Consider the following 14,654-nt stretch of genomic DNA (forward strand, 5'->3'; position numbering starts at 1 on the left):
GACAACTACGACACCATTGACCCGAACAGCGTAAACAACGATTTTGCGGGCATTAAGAACTGGTTCAACGAGTTTTATGCCCGTGACACCAGCCGCAAGATTCGGGCTGTTCAGAAGGCCAAGGGAGAGCGTGGTGTGCCGCTGACGGTCAATGTGCCGTACGGTTATGTAAAAGACCCGGAGAACCCGAAGCATTGGCTTGTTGACCCAGAAGCGGCTGCGGTCGTGAAGCGCATCTTCTCCATGTGCATGGAAGGCCGTGGGCCTTCCCAAATCGCTAAGCAACTGCAAGAGGACAAGGTGCTCACCGTGAGTGCCTACAAGCAGAGCCACGGAAGAGCAGCGGCTGCTATCTCCGAAGACCCCTATGCGTGGAAGGATAGCACCGTTGTGGGCATTCTGGAACGTCGGGAGTACACAGGCTGCACGGTCAACTTCAAGACCTACACCAACTCCATCTGGGACAAGAAGCAACGGCTGAATCCTGTGGAGAATCAGGCTGTCTTCCCGAATACCCACGAGCGCATTATTGACGATGATGTGTTTGAAAAGGTTCAAGAGATTCGCAGCCAGCGTCACCGCATGACACGAACGGGCAAGAGCAGCATCTTTTCCGGCATGGTCTATTGTGCTGACTGCGGTTCCAAGATGCAGTATGGTTCATCCAATAACAGGGACTTTAACCAAGACTTCTTTGACTGCGCTCTGCACAAGAAGAACAGAAGTAAATGCAGAGGGCACTTCATCCGGGTAAAAGTTCTGGAAGGCCAAGTGCTGAATCATGTCCAGCGGGTGACGGACTACATCCTTTGCCATGAGGACTACTTCCGCAAGGTCATGGAGGAACAGCTTCGGGTGGAAAGCACCGAAAAGCTGACTGTCCTGAAGAAGCAGCTTGCCCGGAATGAGAAGCGAATCGCAGACCTCAAACGGCTGTTCATGAAAATCTACGAGGACAACGCCAGCGGAAAGCTGAGCGATGACCGTTTTGACATGATGAGCCAGAGCTATGATGCCGAGCAGAAGCAGTTGGAAGAGGAAGTTCTCTCTATCCGGCAGGAAATCGAAGTACAGGAACAGCAAATCGAGAATATTGAAAAGGTCATCCAGAAAGCGCACAAGTACGTTCATATTGAAGAACTTACGCCCTATGCTCTCCGTGAACTGGTATCGGCCATCTATGTGGATGCCCCGGATAAGTCCAGCGGAAAGCGGGTACAGCACATCCATATCAAGTATGATGGGCTGGGGTATATCCCTCTGGATGAACTGGAAGCAAAAGAAAAGGCGTGACCGAAGTCACGCCAAATCTTCCCCATTGCGGGAGCTTTTGCAAATACTGTTTTATGAAGCCCCTGCATTTCCAGCCGGGGTGCTTTGCGGTTATGATTATTTCAGCACGACTTCGCCGTTTTCATCGGCATCCACCACAAGGGTGCCGCCGGATGCCAGCGTGCCGTCGATCAGGCGCTCGGCGGCAGGATCCTCCACCGCCTTGCGGATGGTGCGGCGCAAATCGCGTGCGCCGAAGCGCCCGCCCTGACTCTTTTGCACCAGTGCCTTGAGCGCTGCCGGGGTGTAGCTGTAAGCGATGCCCTTAGCCTCCATGCCGGGCTTGTACTCGTCCAGCATCAGGGCGGCGATGCCCTGCAGGGTCTCCTCGGTCAGGGGCTTGAAGGCGATGACCTCGTCCACGCGGCCAAGGAACTCCGGGCGCAGGAACTGTGCCAGTGCCTTGCGGGTCTTTTCCTCGCTGCGCTGGGCGTCGCTCTTGTTAAAGCCAAGGCTGCCCGCGCTCTGGTCGCTGCTGCCGGCGTTGGAGGTCATGCAGATGACTGTGTTGGAAAAATCCACCGTGCGTCCCTGCGCATCGTTGATCTTGCCCTCGTCCAGAATCTGCAGCAGAATGTTCATCACGTCCGGGTGTGCCTTTTCGATCTCGTCAAACAGCACCACACTGTACGGGCGGCGGCGCACCTTCTCGGTGAGCTGACCGGCTTCCTCGTAGCCCACATAGCCCGGAGGAGAGCCGATCATACGGGACACCGCGTATTTTTCCATGTACTCGCTCATGTCCAGACGGATGAGCGGGTCGGGGCCGTCGAACAACTGTTCTGCCAGCTGCTTGACCAGCTCGGTCTTGCCCACGCCGGTGGGGCCCACAAAGATGAAGCTTGCGGGACGGCGGCGGCCGGAAAGGTCGGCGCGGCTGCGCTTGATGGCCTGTGCCACCAGATGCACGGCTTCATCCTGACCGATGACCTTCTGCTTGAGCGCGTTTTCCAGCCCAGCCAGCTTGACGAACTCGGTCTCCCGAATTTTCACCGCCGGGATGCCCGTCCACAGCTCGATGACCTTGGCTACATCGTCCATGGTCACCTGAATTTCGCTGGCAGCGGCCTGCTTGGCGGGCAGCTCGGATTCCAGCTTGGCGATGCGGGTCTTGCGCTCGGCTACGCGCTCGTAGTCGATGGCTTCGTTCACATCCGCGCTTTCCATCTCGGCTTCTTCCTGCTTCAGGGCGTCCAGCTCCTTCTGCATCCCCAGATACTCGGAGATGACCGGGTGCGCCAGATTGCAGCAGGCGCAGGCCTCGTCCAGCAGGTCGATGGCCTTATCCGGCAGAAAACGGTCGGTGATGTAGCGCTCGCTCAGGGTGACCACCGCCGAAAGCACCTCGGCGGGCACCTGCACATGATGGTACTGCTCGTAGTAGCGCTTGATGCCGTTCATCACGGCAAGGGTGTCGGCTACGCTGGGCTCTTCCACCCGCACAGGCTGGAAACGGCGTTCCAACGCCTGATCTTTTTCAATGTACTTGCGGTACTCGGTAAAGGTGGTGGCACCGATGACCTGAATTTCTCCGCGGGAGAGGGCGGGCTTTAAGATGTTGCCCGCGTTCATGGCACCCTCGCTCTCACCGGCAGAGGTGATGGTGTGGATCTCGTCAATGAACAGGATGACGTTGCCCGCAGCCTTTACCTCGCTCAGCAGACCCTTGACCCGCTGCTCGAACTGACCGCGGAACTGGGTGCCCGCCACAAGGCTGGTGAGGTCCAGCAGAAAAATTTCCTTATCCCGCAGGCCGATGGGCACCTGACCCTTGGCAATGCGCTCGGCAATGCCCTCGGCGATGGCGGTCTTGCCCACACCGGCTTCACCGATAAGGCAGGGGTTATTCTTCTGGCGGCGGCTCAGGATCTGGATGGTGCGGTAAATTTCGCGGTCGCGGCCGATGATATCATCCAGCTTGCCCTCCCGCGCCTTGCGGGTCAGGTTTTCGCAGTAGGTATCCAAAAACTTGCGCTTGGGCGGCTTTTTGCCGTTTTTGCGGTCGGCCTTTTTTTCGCCGTCCTGCTTCTCCGTGCCGGTAAAGCCCAGCGGGAAGGTAGCATTGCTGCCGGGTACAAGATCCTCGTCCATGTTCTCCGCATCGGCATCCTCGCCGCTGCCGGACATATTCATCAGCATGGAAAGGGGGTTGGAGTCGCCCAGCTCCTCCATCATGCTCTCCATGCGGTTTTCCATGTTATCCAGATCCTGCTCCGACATCCCGAATTGTTTCATCAGATCGTCCACGGGCTTGATGTGCAGTTCCCGGGCACAGTGCAGACAGTACCCCTCCTGCTTCATCTGACCATTCTCCATCCGCTGGATAAAGATGATCGCCGGACGCTTCTGGCATCGAATACAGACCATAGTTCCTCCTTGTCGCCCCTGTTACAAAAAGGGGTTGAACACATTAAACGCTTTATAGTAAAGACTGCTGTGCATCACAGTGTCGTTGAGCACATTTAAATTGCCGCCGGTGATGACCACAAGGCCCCACACCACGCACAGCACGAGGTACAGGTCCAGCAGAGCGGTCATGCCGCCGGTCAGCCAGCCCAGACCCCGGTTGACCGTGCCGATGACCGGCAGCTTATTCACCAGCCCCAGCACGGTGACCAGCATACTAACCAGCAGCCGCAGCACCGCGTAGAACACAAAGAACAGCACCAGCATGATCACCGGGGTGAGCAGCGGCTGCAATACTTTTTCCACGATGGTATCGGCAAGCACCACGGCGTTATCTGCCAGCACAGCGTTGATGCTGCGCTCGCAGGCTGCCACGATGGAGGCGCGGAAGCTTTCGGGCAGAAAGCCCGCGTACTGCTGTGCAATGCCGGAAAGGTTCACTACCCCGTCCTCCGAAAGGTGGGCGGCGATTTGGGTGCGGAAGCCCCCGGCCAGCAGATTTTCAAACACCCAGCCCGCACAGGCGGCAGAAAGCTGCCGTGCGCCCAGCAGGCTGATAAGGTTGCCGGACAGCTGCACGATGGACGCCAGAAAGCCCTTGCGGGCGTAGCGTGCCATCAGCACCAGCCAGACTACCGTACATAGGATATCAAAAAGAAATGACGGATTCTTGAACATATCTTGTTTTCCCTGTTATAAAGATCACTTTCCCCGCAAAAATACTGGTTTTCCCCTCGTTCACCGGGCGCTGGAAGCCGTTTGCTCCGGCGGAGCGATCTGCTGCACCGTGTTGCCGCACAGCACCAGCAGCTGCTTGCCCGCGATCAGTGCCTGCGGACGGACGGAAAGCTCCTGTCCCCACTGGTACACCCCGTCTGCGGCAAAGCATTCCACGCCGCTGTCGGTAAGTAGATAAAAATTTTGACCCCGGCGCAGGATCTGGTTTGCCGCAGGCACGTTGCCGCTGTACTGCACGTTCAGATCTTTATCCAGCAGCACGGCGGTGCACACCTGCCCGTTTTCCAGCAGCAGAGCGGCGTTTGCGCCATCCTGCGAAACGCTGACAAGGCTGCCGCCGCCAAGGTCAAAGCGCCCCCGCTCGCCGCCGTCCGCACCGTACACCACGGCACAGTTCTCATACACAGCCAGCACGGTGTCGTTGTTCAGCCAGCCCAGCCACTGGGGCACGCTGTCCCCGCTGCTCAGCTGCACCGGGTCGCCCTGCGCAAGGCTGAGCACAAAGAGATTTGCCTGTAACTGTCCGGCACTGGAGGTGACCGCCGCCACCGCCAGACGGCGGCTGTCGGCGGCAAAGGCCATCCGCACCGGGGTGCCCTGCGCGCTGGTCATATCCCAGTGCAGCTGCTCCGTCATGGTGGAGGTGTACACGGTCAGTCGGGCGGTGCTGTCGGCGGAATCGGTGGCCACTGCCAGCGTGCCGGTGTCCGACATGGCGCACAGATAGATGCTGTTTTCCAGCGTTTTGCTGTACAGGTTCTGGGTGCGGCTTTCCACCCGCAGCTCGTTGCCAGAGCGGTTGTACAGCACAAAGCGGGTCTTGCCCGCAGCCAGCGCCGGGCGGGCGTAGCCGCTCTGGATGCTGGCAAGGCGGGTGCCGCCTAAGCTGTACACCGCACAGGCATCCTCGTCCATGGCCACAAAGCTGCCGGACATGGGCTGCACGGCCGTCAGCTCGCCAAGGCCGGTCTGCTGCGGCCAGCCCACCGCCGGGGACAGGGCGATGTGCACCGTATCCACCAGATCCTTTACCCGGGCGATGGATGCCCCCACCGCGCCGGTGGCAAACAGGGTGACCAGTATCAGCGCCGCCAGAATGATGACAGTACGGCGCAAACGGCGGCGGCGCACCCGCTGGCGCGCTGCCTCCAGATATTCCACCCGTCCGGCAGAAAGCGGTTCTCCGTCCGGGTTGCTGCCGCCGCGATGAAGCTTTTTCATAGTTGCTCTTCCTTCCTTTCCGGGTATTCCACACGCTTCAGGAACAAGCCCTTTGCGGGCAGAGTAGGGCCTGCCCGGCTGCGGTCCCGGCTTGCCAGAATGGCGGGGATGTCGGCAGCGCGCAGCCGCCCCGCGCCCACCTCGCACAAAGTACCCGCCAGAATGCGCACCATATTGTACAGGTAGCCGTCGGCGGTCACTTCAATGTCCACCTCGTCCCCGCGCCGGGTAACGTGGCAGTCCGTGATGGTGCGCACGGTGTCCCCGTGGGCGGCAGCAGAACTGCCCGCCGCGCACAGGGCCAGAAAATCGTGGGTGCCCACGAACTGCTGCGCCGCCGCCTGCATGGTGGCTTCGTCCAGCCGCCGGGGCACGCGGGTGTAGTAGGCGGCATCAAAGGGCGAGTCGATGGGGTGGTTATGGATGCGGTACAGGTAGGTCTTGGTATGGGCGGCGTACCGGGCGTGGAAGTCCTCCGGCACGGTCTGCGCCGCAAGCACCCGGATATCCGGCGGCAGATGCTGGTTGAGCGCCAGCGGCAGCTTTTGTGGCGGGATGCGGGTATCGGCATGGAAGTTCAGCCGGAAGCCCAGCGCGTGCACCCCGGCATCGGTGCGGCTGCAGCCCTTGATATCGGGGCGGCTGCCCAGCACCGCTTCCAGTGCATCCTGAAAGGTGGCCGCCACACTGCGCCCGTTGGGCTGCACCTGAAAGCCGCAGTAATTTGTGCCGTCGTAGGCAAGGGTAAGTAAAAAGTTCATAGTTCTGATTTAAAATGGCCTCCGCTTCGCTGTGGCCATATTCAGCGGAAAATCGTTTTTTATTTCGTGTCTGTCGCGGTCTGCGGACCGCGACAGACACACTTTCACCGGAGGGGCCGCAGCGGGAAGCGGCATTTTCTCTCATCAGAAAAGTTCCGTACCAAAAGCTCCCCCTTTCGGGGGAGCTGTCAAGGCCATCCGGCCTTGACTGAGAGGGTTCTCCTCTTTAATAATTCGGGAACACCAGCCGGGAGGCAAGGATGACGGCAAAGCAAGCAATGCAGACCGCAAGGTCGATGTAGTCCTGCTTTTCGCAGCGCAGCACCTTCAGGCGGGTGCGGCCTGTGCCGCCGCGGTAGCAGCGGCACTCCATGGCCATAGCCAGCTCGTCCGCGCGGCGGAAGGCCGAAATGAACAGCGGGATGAGCACCGGCACCAGCGCCTTGACCCGGTCGGTCATCTTGCCGGTGTCCAGCTGCGCACCGCGCGCTTTTTGCGCGTTCATGATCTTATCCGTCTCCTCGATGAGGGTGGGGATAAAGCGCAGGGCAATGCTCATCATCATCGCCAGCTCGTGCACCGGGAAGTGCAGCTTGCCCAAGGGCTTGAGCAGCTGCTCAATGGCATCGGTCAGCACGATGGGGCTGGTGGTGTAGGTAAGCAGGCTGGTGCCCGCAATGAGCGCCATCACGCGCACTGCCATCAGCACCGCGTAGCGCACGCCCTCGGCGTAGATGTTCAAAAACCAGAAATGCACCAGCGGGTCGCCCTCGCCGGAAACAAAGAAGAGGTTCAGCACCGCCGTGAACAGCACGATGGGCAGAATGGGCTTCAGGCTTTTGCCGATCATCTTGACCGGAATTTTTGCCACCTTGTACATGACTCCCAAAAAGAGGATGGACAAAGTAAGCCCCAAGGGATTGGAGGCTGCAAACAGCAGCACGATATAAGCGACCGTCAGCACAAGCTTCAGTCTGGGGTCGAACCGGTGCACCAGACTGTTGCCCGGGAAGTGCTGACCGATGGTGATATCTCGCAGCATCAGACAGCACCCCCTTTCCGGGCAGCGCTGCGGGGCAGCACAAGGCTTTCCCCGGCATCGCGGCGGCGCTTGGCTTCCAGCAGGGTCTTGACCGCGTAGGGGATGGTGTACACGTCCGCCGGGACGTCCACCCCCATCTCCCGCAGCTTGAGGAAAATTTTAGTCACCTGCGGCACCGACAGCCCCAGCTCCAGCAGCTCCGGAGCGCGGGCAAAGACCTTTTCCACCGTGTCGTACATGGCAATTTTCTTGTTGCTCATCACCAGCACGCGGTTGGCATACTTGGCAATATCCTCCATGCTGTGGGACACCAGCAGCACGGTGGTGCCGGTCTTTTTGTGGTACTCCTTCACCTCGGAAAGGATGTCGTCCCGTCCCTCCGGGTCAAGACCGGCGGCAGGCTCGTCCAGCACAAGGATGCGGGGCTTCATGGCCATGACGCCCGCCACCGCCACCCGGCGCTTCTGACCGCCAGACAGCTCAAAGGGGCTGCGCTCCAAAAGCGCCGGGTCTAAGCCTACAAAGTCTGCGGCTTCGTGGACGCGGCGGTCTACCTCGGCCTCGTCCAGCCCCATGTTCTTGGGGCCAAAGGCGATGTCCTTGTAGCAGGTCTCCTCAAACAGCTGGTATTCCGGGTACTGGAACACAAGCCCGGTGAGGAAGCGGAAATCCCGGATCTTTTCCGGGTCTGCCCACAGATCGCGGCCATCAATGTAAATTTTGCCGCTGGTGGGCTTGTTCAGGCCGTTCATGTGGGTGATAAGGGTGCTTTTGCCGGAGCCTGTCGCCCCGATGATGCCCACAAAATCGCCCTCTTCTACGGTAAAGCTCACGTCGTCCAGCGCGGTCACTGCAGTGGGCAGGCCGGGGTTATAGACGTAGCTCAGATGTTCTACCTTAATGATATCTGCCATTTCGTCCGCCCCCCTTACTGCAGCAGCTCATACAGCGCCTGTGCGCAGGCACCGGTGTCGATGATGCCCTCCGGCATCGGGATGCCGGCCTTCACCAGCTCGTCCCGCAGCTCAGCGGCCTGCGGCACGTCCAGATGCAGACTACGCACCTTTTCGGTCTGGCTGAACACCTCTTTCGGGGTGCCCTCCATCACCACATGACCCTTGCTCATCACCAGCACACGGTCGGCCTGTGCAGCTTCTTCCATATAGTGGGTGATGGACACCACCGTGATGCCCATGTTCCTGTTCAGATAGTGGATGGTCTGCATCACCTGCTCGCGGCCGCGCGGGTCCAGCATGGCGGTGGCTTCGTCTAAGATCAGGCAGTCCGGGCGCATGGCAACCACACCGGCAATGGCCACGCGCTGCTTCTGACCGCCGGAAAGGTTGTGGGGTGCGCGCTCGCGGTATTCGTAGATGCCGGCCATCTTCATGGAGTCGTCCACCCGGCGGCGCATCTCGTCCTGCGGCACACCGAGGTTTTCCAGCGCAAAAGCCACGTCCTCTTCCACCACGGTAGCAACGATCTGGTTGTCCGGGTTCTGGAACACCATGCCCACGGTCTGGCGGATATCGTAGAGTTTCTCTTCGTCTGCGGTATCCATGCCCTCCACATACACCTTGCCGCTCTCGGGCAGCAGAATGGCGTTGAAGTGCTTCGCCAGCGTGGATTTGCCGCAGCCGTTTGCACCCAGCACCGCCACGAACTCCCCGCGCTTTACCTGCGCAGATACGCCGTCCAGCGCATAGACCGGCTGCTCGGCATCATAGCGGAACTTCAAATTTTCAGCAGTTAAAATCGTATCACTCATGCTTTGTTTCTCTTTCTGGTGGTGCGCCCCTCCGAAAGGGGCTGTACCCCATTCTTAGCATATATTTATCTCAGTCACGGCTGTCGCCGTGACTGAGATAATACTTTACTTTCATTCTTCCCAAATAGCGGTGGCGCCGCAGGGCACCACGCCGCCGGTGGCGGACACCGGCAGGCCGATCTCATCGCAGCTGGTTTTGCCGCCAAAGCGGGGCACCAGCGTGGTCTTGAGCATATACTCCATCACCGCCGGGGACAGGCCGGTGGTGTAGCTGTTGACCGCAAAGAACAGCGGGGTGTCGCTGAGCACCTCTTCGCACTGGCTGATGAGGTCGTAGATGCAGTCTTCCAGCTTCCAGATCTCGCCGCCGGGGCCGCGCCCGTAGCTGGGCGGGTCCATGATGATGCCGTCGTAGGTGTTGCCGCGGCGCTTTTCCCGCGCCACGAACTTGGCGCAGTCGTCCACCAGCCAGCGGATGGGTTTGTCGGTCAGGCTGCTTGCCACGGCGTTGTCCTTGCCCCATGCCACGATGCCCTTGGAGGCATCCACATGGCAGACGGTAGCACCGGCAGCGGCACAGGCCAGCGTAGCGCCGCCGGTGTAGCCGAAGAGGTTCAGCACCTTCACCGGGCGGTTCGCGGCGCGGATCTTCTGCTGGTACCACGCCCAGTTGACCGCCTGCTCCGGGAACACGCCGGTGTGCTTGAAACCGGTGGGGCTGACGATGAGGGTGAGCTTATCCTCCCCCTCGCCGCAGCTGATCTTCCACTTTTCCGGCAGACGGCGGCGGTACTCCCACTCGCCGCCGCCCTGATTGGAGCGGTGGTAGATGGCATCTGCCTTTGCCCACAGGGGGCTTTGCTTGGGGGTCTTCCACACCACCTGCGGGTCGGGGCGGATGAGCAAAGTCTCTCCCCAGCGTTCCAGCCGGTTGCCGTCGGTGGCATCCAGCAGTTCGTAGTCTTTCCAAGTATCTGCAGGGCGCATAGCGTCCTCCTTCCGTTTACTGCTTCAAATTCCTATATAATAAGTCAGAACAGGCTCTGCTGGCCGTTTTCCTCGGCGCTGCCGGTCTCCGGGGCTTTCATGCCCAGATGCTCGTAGGCAAGGCGGGTGGCGCAGCGTCCGCGCGGGGTACGGGTCAAAAAGCCCATCTGCATCAGATACGGCTCGCACAGATCCTCCAGCGTGACGGCCTCCTCGCCCAGCGCGGCGGCCAGCGTTTCCAGACCTACCGGGCCGCCGTTGTACATCTCAATGATGGCGCGCAGCAGGCTGCGGTCCAGCTCATCCAGACCCAGCGCGTCCACGTCCATCCGCTTCAGACCCAGCAGCGCCACATCCTGATCGATGATGCCGTCGCCCAGCACGGTGGCGAAGTCGCGGATGCGCTTCAAAAAGCGGTTCGCCACGCGGGGCGTGCCACGGCTGCACTTTGCCAGCTCATAAGCGCCTTCCGGGGTGATGGGCTGATCCAGAATGCCCGCCGACCGCATGATGATGCGGGAAAGCTCGTCCGGGCTGTACAGTTCCAGCTTGAGCAGCACACCAAAGCGGTCGCGCAGCGGGCCGGTGATCTGTCCGGCGCGGGTGGTAGCGCCCACCAGCGTGAACCGGGGCAGGTTGATGCGGATGCTCTGGGCGCTGGGGCCTTTGCCGATCATGATATCCAGCGCGTAGTCCTCCAGCGCGGGATACAGCACCTCCTCCACCTGCCGGGACAGGCGGTGGATCTCGTCAATGAACAGCACATCGCCCTCCTGCAGGTTGGTCAGCAGGGCGGCAAGGTCGCCGGGCTTTTCAATAGCCGGGCCGCTGGTGATGCGGATCTGCACCCCCATCTCGTTGGCGATGATGCCCGCCAGCGTAGTCTTGCCCAGACCCGGCGGGCCGTACAGCAGAATGTGATCCACCGGCTCGCCCCGGCGCTTGGCGGCTTCCAGATAGATTTTCAGGTTCTGCTTGGCCTTTTCCTGCCCGATGTAATCCTCCAGATGCTGCGGGCGGAGGTTATTTTCCTCATTGTCCGCCGGGGTCATGACGGGCTGCATCATTTTTGCGCCGTACAGCGCGGTATCGTCCTGCATTGCTTACCTCCTGCCTGCCATGCTGCGCAAGGCCAGCTTGATGATCTCTTCCACCGGCAGCGTGGCATCGATCTTTGCGATGGCCAGCGCCGCCTCGCTCTGGCTGTACCCCAGCGACACCAGCGCTGCAATGGCCTGTGCACTGCTCTGGGTCGCGGGCGTGTCGGCGGCAGAGCCCGCCACATCCTCCAGCGAGATGCCGTCCACAAAGCCCTTGGCCACCTTATCCTTCAGTTCCAGCACGATGCGCTGCGCCAGCTTCGGGCCCACGCCGGAAGCAGCCTTAAAGGCCTTGTGGTCCCCCGCCGAGATGGCCAGCGCCACCCGCTGCGGCTCCATGACGCTGAGGATGGCCAGCCCCACCTTGGGGCCCACGCCGGACACGGCGGTCAGCATCTCAAAGCAGGCCTGCTGCTCCTCGGTGGCAAAGCCGTACAGGCTTACATCGTTCTCGGTCACGCTCATCACGGTGTACAGGGTGGTCTCCTGCCCCACACCGGGCAGTGCCCCCGCCACACTGGCCGGGCACTGGGTATAGTAGCCCACGCCGCCGCAGCTGAGCACCACGGCGTTCAGGCTTTTTTTCACGATTTTTCCAGTCAGACAGTAGATCATTTGAATAAAACCCTCTCAGTCAATGCCTTACGGCATTGCCAGATTCCCCCTTTTGTCGCTGCGCGACATCTTCCCCCGGCGCGGGGGAAGTCTTTCCTCTCAGGGGGAGCTTTTTATCGGTTAAATCGGTCCCGCCACCCGGCGGGTATAGCGGTTGAGCTGGTTGCCGTTGGTGTGACAGAAAGTGATCGCCATAGCCAGCGCATCGGCGGTATCGTCCGGCTTTGGCACGGCGGGCAGATGCAGCAGCACCCGGGTCATCTCCTGCACCTGCTTTTTGACGGCCTTGCCGTAGCCGGTGACCGCCTGCTTGACCTGCATGGGGGTGTACTCGTAGATGGGCAGCCCCGCCTGCGCCGCCGCCAGCAGTATGACCCCGCGCGCCTCGGCTACGCCGATGACGGTGGTCTGGTTGTGCTGGTAGAACAGCTTTTCGATGGCCAGCACCTCGGGCTTTGTGCGTTCGATGACCTCCTTGATGCCGGTATACACCTCGTCCAGCCGCCGCTCAAACGGCACGCCTGCGTCCGTGCACACCGCGCCGAAATCCACCGGCGCAAAGCGGTTGCCCGCATACTCCACCACGCCCCAGCCCACGATGGCGTAACCGGGGTCGATGCCCAAAACTCTCATGCTGTGTTCCCTTTCCGACACTACTCCTATTATAGTTTTCTATTATAGCACAACGTCTGGTTGGGGGCAACAAGAAAGCTGTCGCTCGCCGCCTCAAAACCCGCGCTGCACCGCACAGAAGCCGGGTTTTGGGGTGCTTTTTCAAAAAAGTTTTACAATTTTTGAAAAAAGTCCTTGCTTTTTGGCATCAGATATGGTATTATAATCTAGCTGATTTCGGCAAAACAGAATATGGACGGTTAGCTCAGCTGGTAGAGCATCTGCTTGACGTGCAGGAGGTCACAGGTTCGAGTCCTGTACCGTCCACCAAACAGTTCGTACTCGAACCCGATTCTCTATGAGAAAGGGTTCGGGTACGTTTTTTGTTTATCGGAGGTTTTGCGGCGAGAGTACGCAGAGCGGTAAACGAGCAAGGGCAGGGTATCATCATTACGATGGTATCCTGCCTTTTGCTTTGCGGAATCAAGTTCGCTTTGTGCGAACTTGATCGCCACCTATATGGCGCATTGAGGGCAGTTGCTGCGTACGTGCGTACCGGGAGCCTGTACACCTCTGGCAAGGTGTAACACACTAGACTTTGTTCCAAAGTCCGTGTGCTAAGGGGGCAGGCTCCTTAGAATTCCTGTGGAGTGTGTACGCACGTACGCAGGAAAACGGCAAAATTTCACTATATCGGGGTGTTCTTTCATTGGAGAGTATGGTATACTCGGCTTAGTTCAACAAATCAAAATTTGGCGAGGTGATTTACATGAAAAAGAGCGCATCAAGAATCGTCGGTTTGGTAATGCTGATTATAGCTGTTGCATTTATAATGTTTGCGGTGAACCATCCAGAAATGAGTTTTCCTTGGAACAATACCATTACTTGGTTACTGTATGGTTTGTATGTTCTTGTGACAGTCGTGCTGCTTATTGCGCCTAAAATGAAGAAGTAAACAATTCCAGTTTGCCGTACTCGTTCCTAGCAGAGTTTGGGGCAGGCACGCCCCAACAAGAGCACTTCGGAAACTCACAAGAGGTGAAGAAGTGAAGTCCCGGATGGGCAGAAAATTTTCAAAAATTGAAAATTTGTGGCCACGGGACGATTCTTGCTCTCAGCTTTTTCGCTGCGTTTCGCAATTTTCACATTTCAATCTGCTCGCAGATTGTTGACAAGCTGCGCTTGACCCGATACTATAAAGGCAAGTCGAATACACGCCAAGGAGGTGCAACCATGACCGCCGTGATCTATGCCCGCTATTCATCGGATAACCAGCGCGAAGCGTCCATTGAAGGACAGCTGCGCGATTGCAAGGACTACGCCGAGAAGAACAGTATCACCGTGGTCGGCACCTACATCGACCGTGCCTACTCTGCCAAGACGGATGACCGCCCGGACTTCCAGCGGATGATTAAGGACAGCGCAAAGAAAATCTTCGATGTGGTTCTGGTCTGGAAACTCGACCGCTTTGCCCGGAATCGGTTCGATGCCGTGAACTACAAGTACCAGCTGGAAAAGAACGGTGTCCATCTGGTGTCTGCCATGGAACCCATCTCGCAGGGGCCTGAAGGCATTATGGTGGAGAGTATGCTGATTGGCATGGCGGAATACTATTCCGCCGAACTCGCCCTGAAAGTGGCGCGCGGTGAGCGCGAAAACGCCCTCCAGTGCAAGTACAACGGCGGTGTGGTGCCGCTGGGCTTCACCATCGGCAAGGAGGACAGGCTGTACCATATCGACCCGGAAACGGCTCCCATCGTGCAAGAGATCTTCACCCGGTATGCCGACGGCGAACCGGCTGAGAAGATTGCCGCATCCCTGAATGAGCGCGGCCTGCGTACCCGCACCGGGAAGCCGTTCGTGAAGAACAGCTTCTTCCAGATTTTCCGCAACCGCCGCTACATCGGCGAATACCGCTACAAGGACATTGTGACGCCGGGCGGCATTCCGGCCATTGTTGACCAGGACCTGTTTGACCGGGTGCAGCAGCGTTTTGAGCAGAACAGGATCGCCCATGGTCGGCCTGCAAAAGAGGATGTGAGCTATTTGTTGACCACCAAGCTGTTCTGTGG

At 59.2% G+C, this 14,654-nt stretch carries 14 protein-coding genes and 1 tRNA gene; 4 read left to right on the forward strand and 11 right to left on the reverse strand.

Going from position 1 to position 14,654, the window contains the following annotated elements; all coding sequences use genetic code 11:
* Positions 1 to 1,293 (forward strand): recombinase family protein (locus C7J97_RS13560; protein WP_113998234.1); only part of this gene is annotated, 1,293 nt, incomplete at its 5' end.
* Between the two features lie 96 nt (positions 1,294 to 1,389).
* Here C7J97_RS13560 and C7J97_RS13565 read toward each other — a convergent pair.
* The 11 genes from C7J97_RS13565 to ruvC all read right to left on the reverse strand — a co-directional run bounded on the left by C7J97_RS13565 (position 1,390) and on the right by ruvC (position 12,603).
* Positions 1,390 to 3,699, reverse strand: coding sequence for an ATP-dependent Clp protease ATP-binding subunit (locus C7J97_RS13565; RefSeq protein ID WP_113993320.1), 2,310 nt, complete (start codon positions 3,697 to 3,699; stop codon positions 1,390 to 1,392).
* Positions 3,700 to 3,720: 21 nt separating this feature from the next.
* A complete protein-coding gene (locus tag C7J97_RS13570) occupies positions 3,721 to 4,416 on the reverse strand; it encodes a hypothetical protein (protein WP_015537231.1) in 696 nt (231 codons plus the stop codon).
* Positions 4,417 to 4,476: 60 nt separating this feature from the next.
* Entirely contained in the window at positions 4,477 to 5,697 is a 1,221-nt protein-coding gene (locus C7J97_RS13575; protein ID WP_113993318.1) for a DUF5711 family protein, read from the reverse strand.
* A complete protein-coding gene (gene truA, locus C7J97_RS13580; RefSeq protein WP_113993317.1) occupies positions 5,694 to 6,458 on the reverse strand; it encodes a tRNA pseudouridine(38-40) synthase TruA in 765 nt (254 codons plus the stop codon). Before truA ends, C7J97_RS13575 begins: the two co-directional genes overlap by 4 nt.
* 226 nt (positions 6,459 to 6,684) lie before the next feature.
* Entirely contained in the window at positions 6,685 to 7,500 is an 816-nt protein-coding gene (locus C7J97_RS13585; RefSeq protein ID WP_005921978.1) for an energy-coupling factor transporter transmembrane component T family protein, read from the reverse strand.
* A complete protein-coding gene (locus C7J97_RS13590; protein WP_113620689.1) occupies positions 7,500 to 8,414 on the reverse strand; it encodes an energy-coupling factor transporter ATPase in 915 nt (304 codons plus the stop codon). Before C7J97_RS13590 ends, C7J97_RS13585 begins: the two co-directional genes overlap by 1 nt.
* 14 nt (positions 8,415 to 8,428) lie before the next feature.
* Positions 8,429 to 9,268 carry an energy-coupling factor transporter ATPase gene (locus tag C7J97_RS13595; protein ID WP_113620688.1) on the reverse strand — a complete coding sequence of 280 codons (840 nt, stop codon included), beginning with the start codon at positions 9,266 to 9,268 and terminating at the stop codon, positions 8,429 to 8,431.
* A gap of 111 nt (positions 9,269 to 9,379) precedes the next feature.
* On the reverse strand, positions 9,380 to 10,255 hold the full coding sequence (locus C7J97_RS13600; protein ID WP_097779083.1) for a class I SAM-dependent methyltransferase: 876 nt from the start codon (positions 10,253 to 10,255) through the stop codon (positions 9,380 to 9,382).
* Between the two features lie 44 nt (positions 10,256 to 10,299).
* Positions 10,300 to 11,355 (reverse strand): Holliday junction branch migration DNA helicase RuvB, encoded by a 1,056-nt coding sequence (gene ruvB, locus C7J97_RS13605; protein WP_005921983.1) that lies wholly within the window; start codon positions 11,353 to 11,355, stop codon positions 10,300 to 10,302.
* 3 nt (positions 11,356 to 11,358) lie between these two features.
* Complete coding sequence (gene ruvA / locus C7J97_RS13610; RefSeq protein ID WP_055186644.1) at positions 11,359 to 11,970, reverse strand: Holliday junction branch migration protein RuvA; 612 nt, start codon at positions 11,968 to 11,970, stop codon at positions 11,359 to 11,361.
* Between the two features lie 120 nt (positions 11,971 to 12,090).
* Complete coding sequence (gene ruvC / locus C7J97_RS13615) at positions 12,091 to 12,603, reverse strand: crossover junction endodeoxyribonuclease RuvC (protein ID WP_005921987.1); 513 nt, start codon at positions 12,601 to 12,603, stop codon at positions 12,091 to 12,093.
* A gap of 233 nt (positions 12,604 to 12,836) precedes the next feature.
* Here ruvC and C7J97_RS13620 point away from each other — a divergent pair.
* The 3 genes from C7J97_RS13620 to C7J97_RS13630 form a co-directional block, all read left to right on the forward strand.
* Positions 12,837 to 12,912 (forward strand) — tRNA-Val (locus tag C7J97_RS13620).
* Positions 12,913 to 13,351: 439 nt separating this feature from the next.
* Positions 13,352 to 13,537 (forward strand): hypothetical protein, encoded by a 186-nt coding sequence (locus C7J97_RS13625; RefSeq protein WP_005943483.1) that lies wholly within the window; start codon positions 13,352 to 13,354, stop codon positions 13,535 to 13,537.
* A 278-nt stretch (positions 13,538 to 13,815) separates the two neighbouring features.
* A partial coding sequence (locus tag C7J97_RS13630; protein ID WP_147232798.1) for a recombinase family protein occupies positions 13,816 to 14,654 on the forward strand: 839 nt, incomplete at its 3' end.

The sequence above is a fragment of the Faecalibacterium prausnitzii genome, from assembly GCF_003324185.1.
GTDB lineage: Bacteria > Bacillota > Clostridia > Oscillospirales > Ruminococcaceae > Faecalibacterium > Faecalibacterium prausnitzii.

Coding starts and splice junctions, on each gene's coding strand:
- C7J97_RS13565 (WP_113993320.1), bottom strand. CDS start 3,699: ATGGTCTGTATTCGATGCCAGAAGCGTCCGGCGATCATCTTTATCCAG.
- C7J97_RS13590 (WP_113620689.1), bottom strand. CDS start 8,414: ATGGCAGATATCATTAAGGTAGAACATCTGAGCTACGTCTATAACCCC.
- C7J97_RS13625 (WP_005943483.1), top strand. CDS start 13,352: ATGAAAAAGAGCGCATCAAGAATCGTCGGTTTGGTAATGCTGATTATA.
- C7J97_RS13570 (WP_015537231.1), bottom strand. CDS start 4,416: ATGTTCAAGAATCCGTCATTTCTTTTTGATATCCTATGTACGGTAGTC.
- truA (WP_113993317.1), bottom strand. CDS start 6,458: ATGAACTTTTTACTTACCCTTGCCTACGACGGCACAAATTACTGCGGC.
- ruvC (WP_005921987.1), bottom strand. CDS start 12,603: ATGAGAGTTTTGGGCATCGACCCCGGTTACGCCATCGTGGGCTGGGGC.
- C7J97_RS13595 (WP_113620688.1), bottom strand. CDS start 9,268: ATGAGTGATACGATTTTAACTGCTGAAAATTTGAAGTTCCGCTATGAT.
- C7J97_RS13600 (WP_097779083.1), bottom strand. CDS start 10,255: ATGCGCCCTGCAGATACTTGGAAAGACTACGAACTGCTGGATGCCACC.
- C7J97_RS13585 (WP_005921978.1), bottom strand. CDS start 7,500: ATGCTGCGAGATATCACCATCGGTCAGCACTTCCCGGGCAACAGTCTG.
- C7J97_RS13575 (WP_113993318.1), bottom strand. CDS start 5,697: ATGAAAAAGCTTCATCGCGGCGGCAGCAACCCGGACGGAGAACCGCTT.
- ruvB (WP_005921983.1), bottom strand. CDS start 11,355: ATGCAGGACGATACCGCGCTGTACGGCGCAAAAATGATGCAGCCCGTC.
- ruvA (WP_055186644.1), bottom strand. CDS start 11,970: ATGATCTACTGTCTGACTGGAAAAATCGTGAAAAAAAGCCTGAACGCC.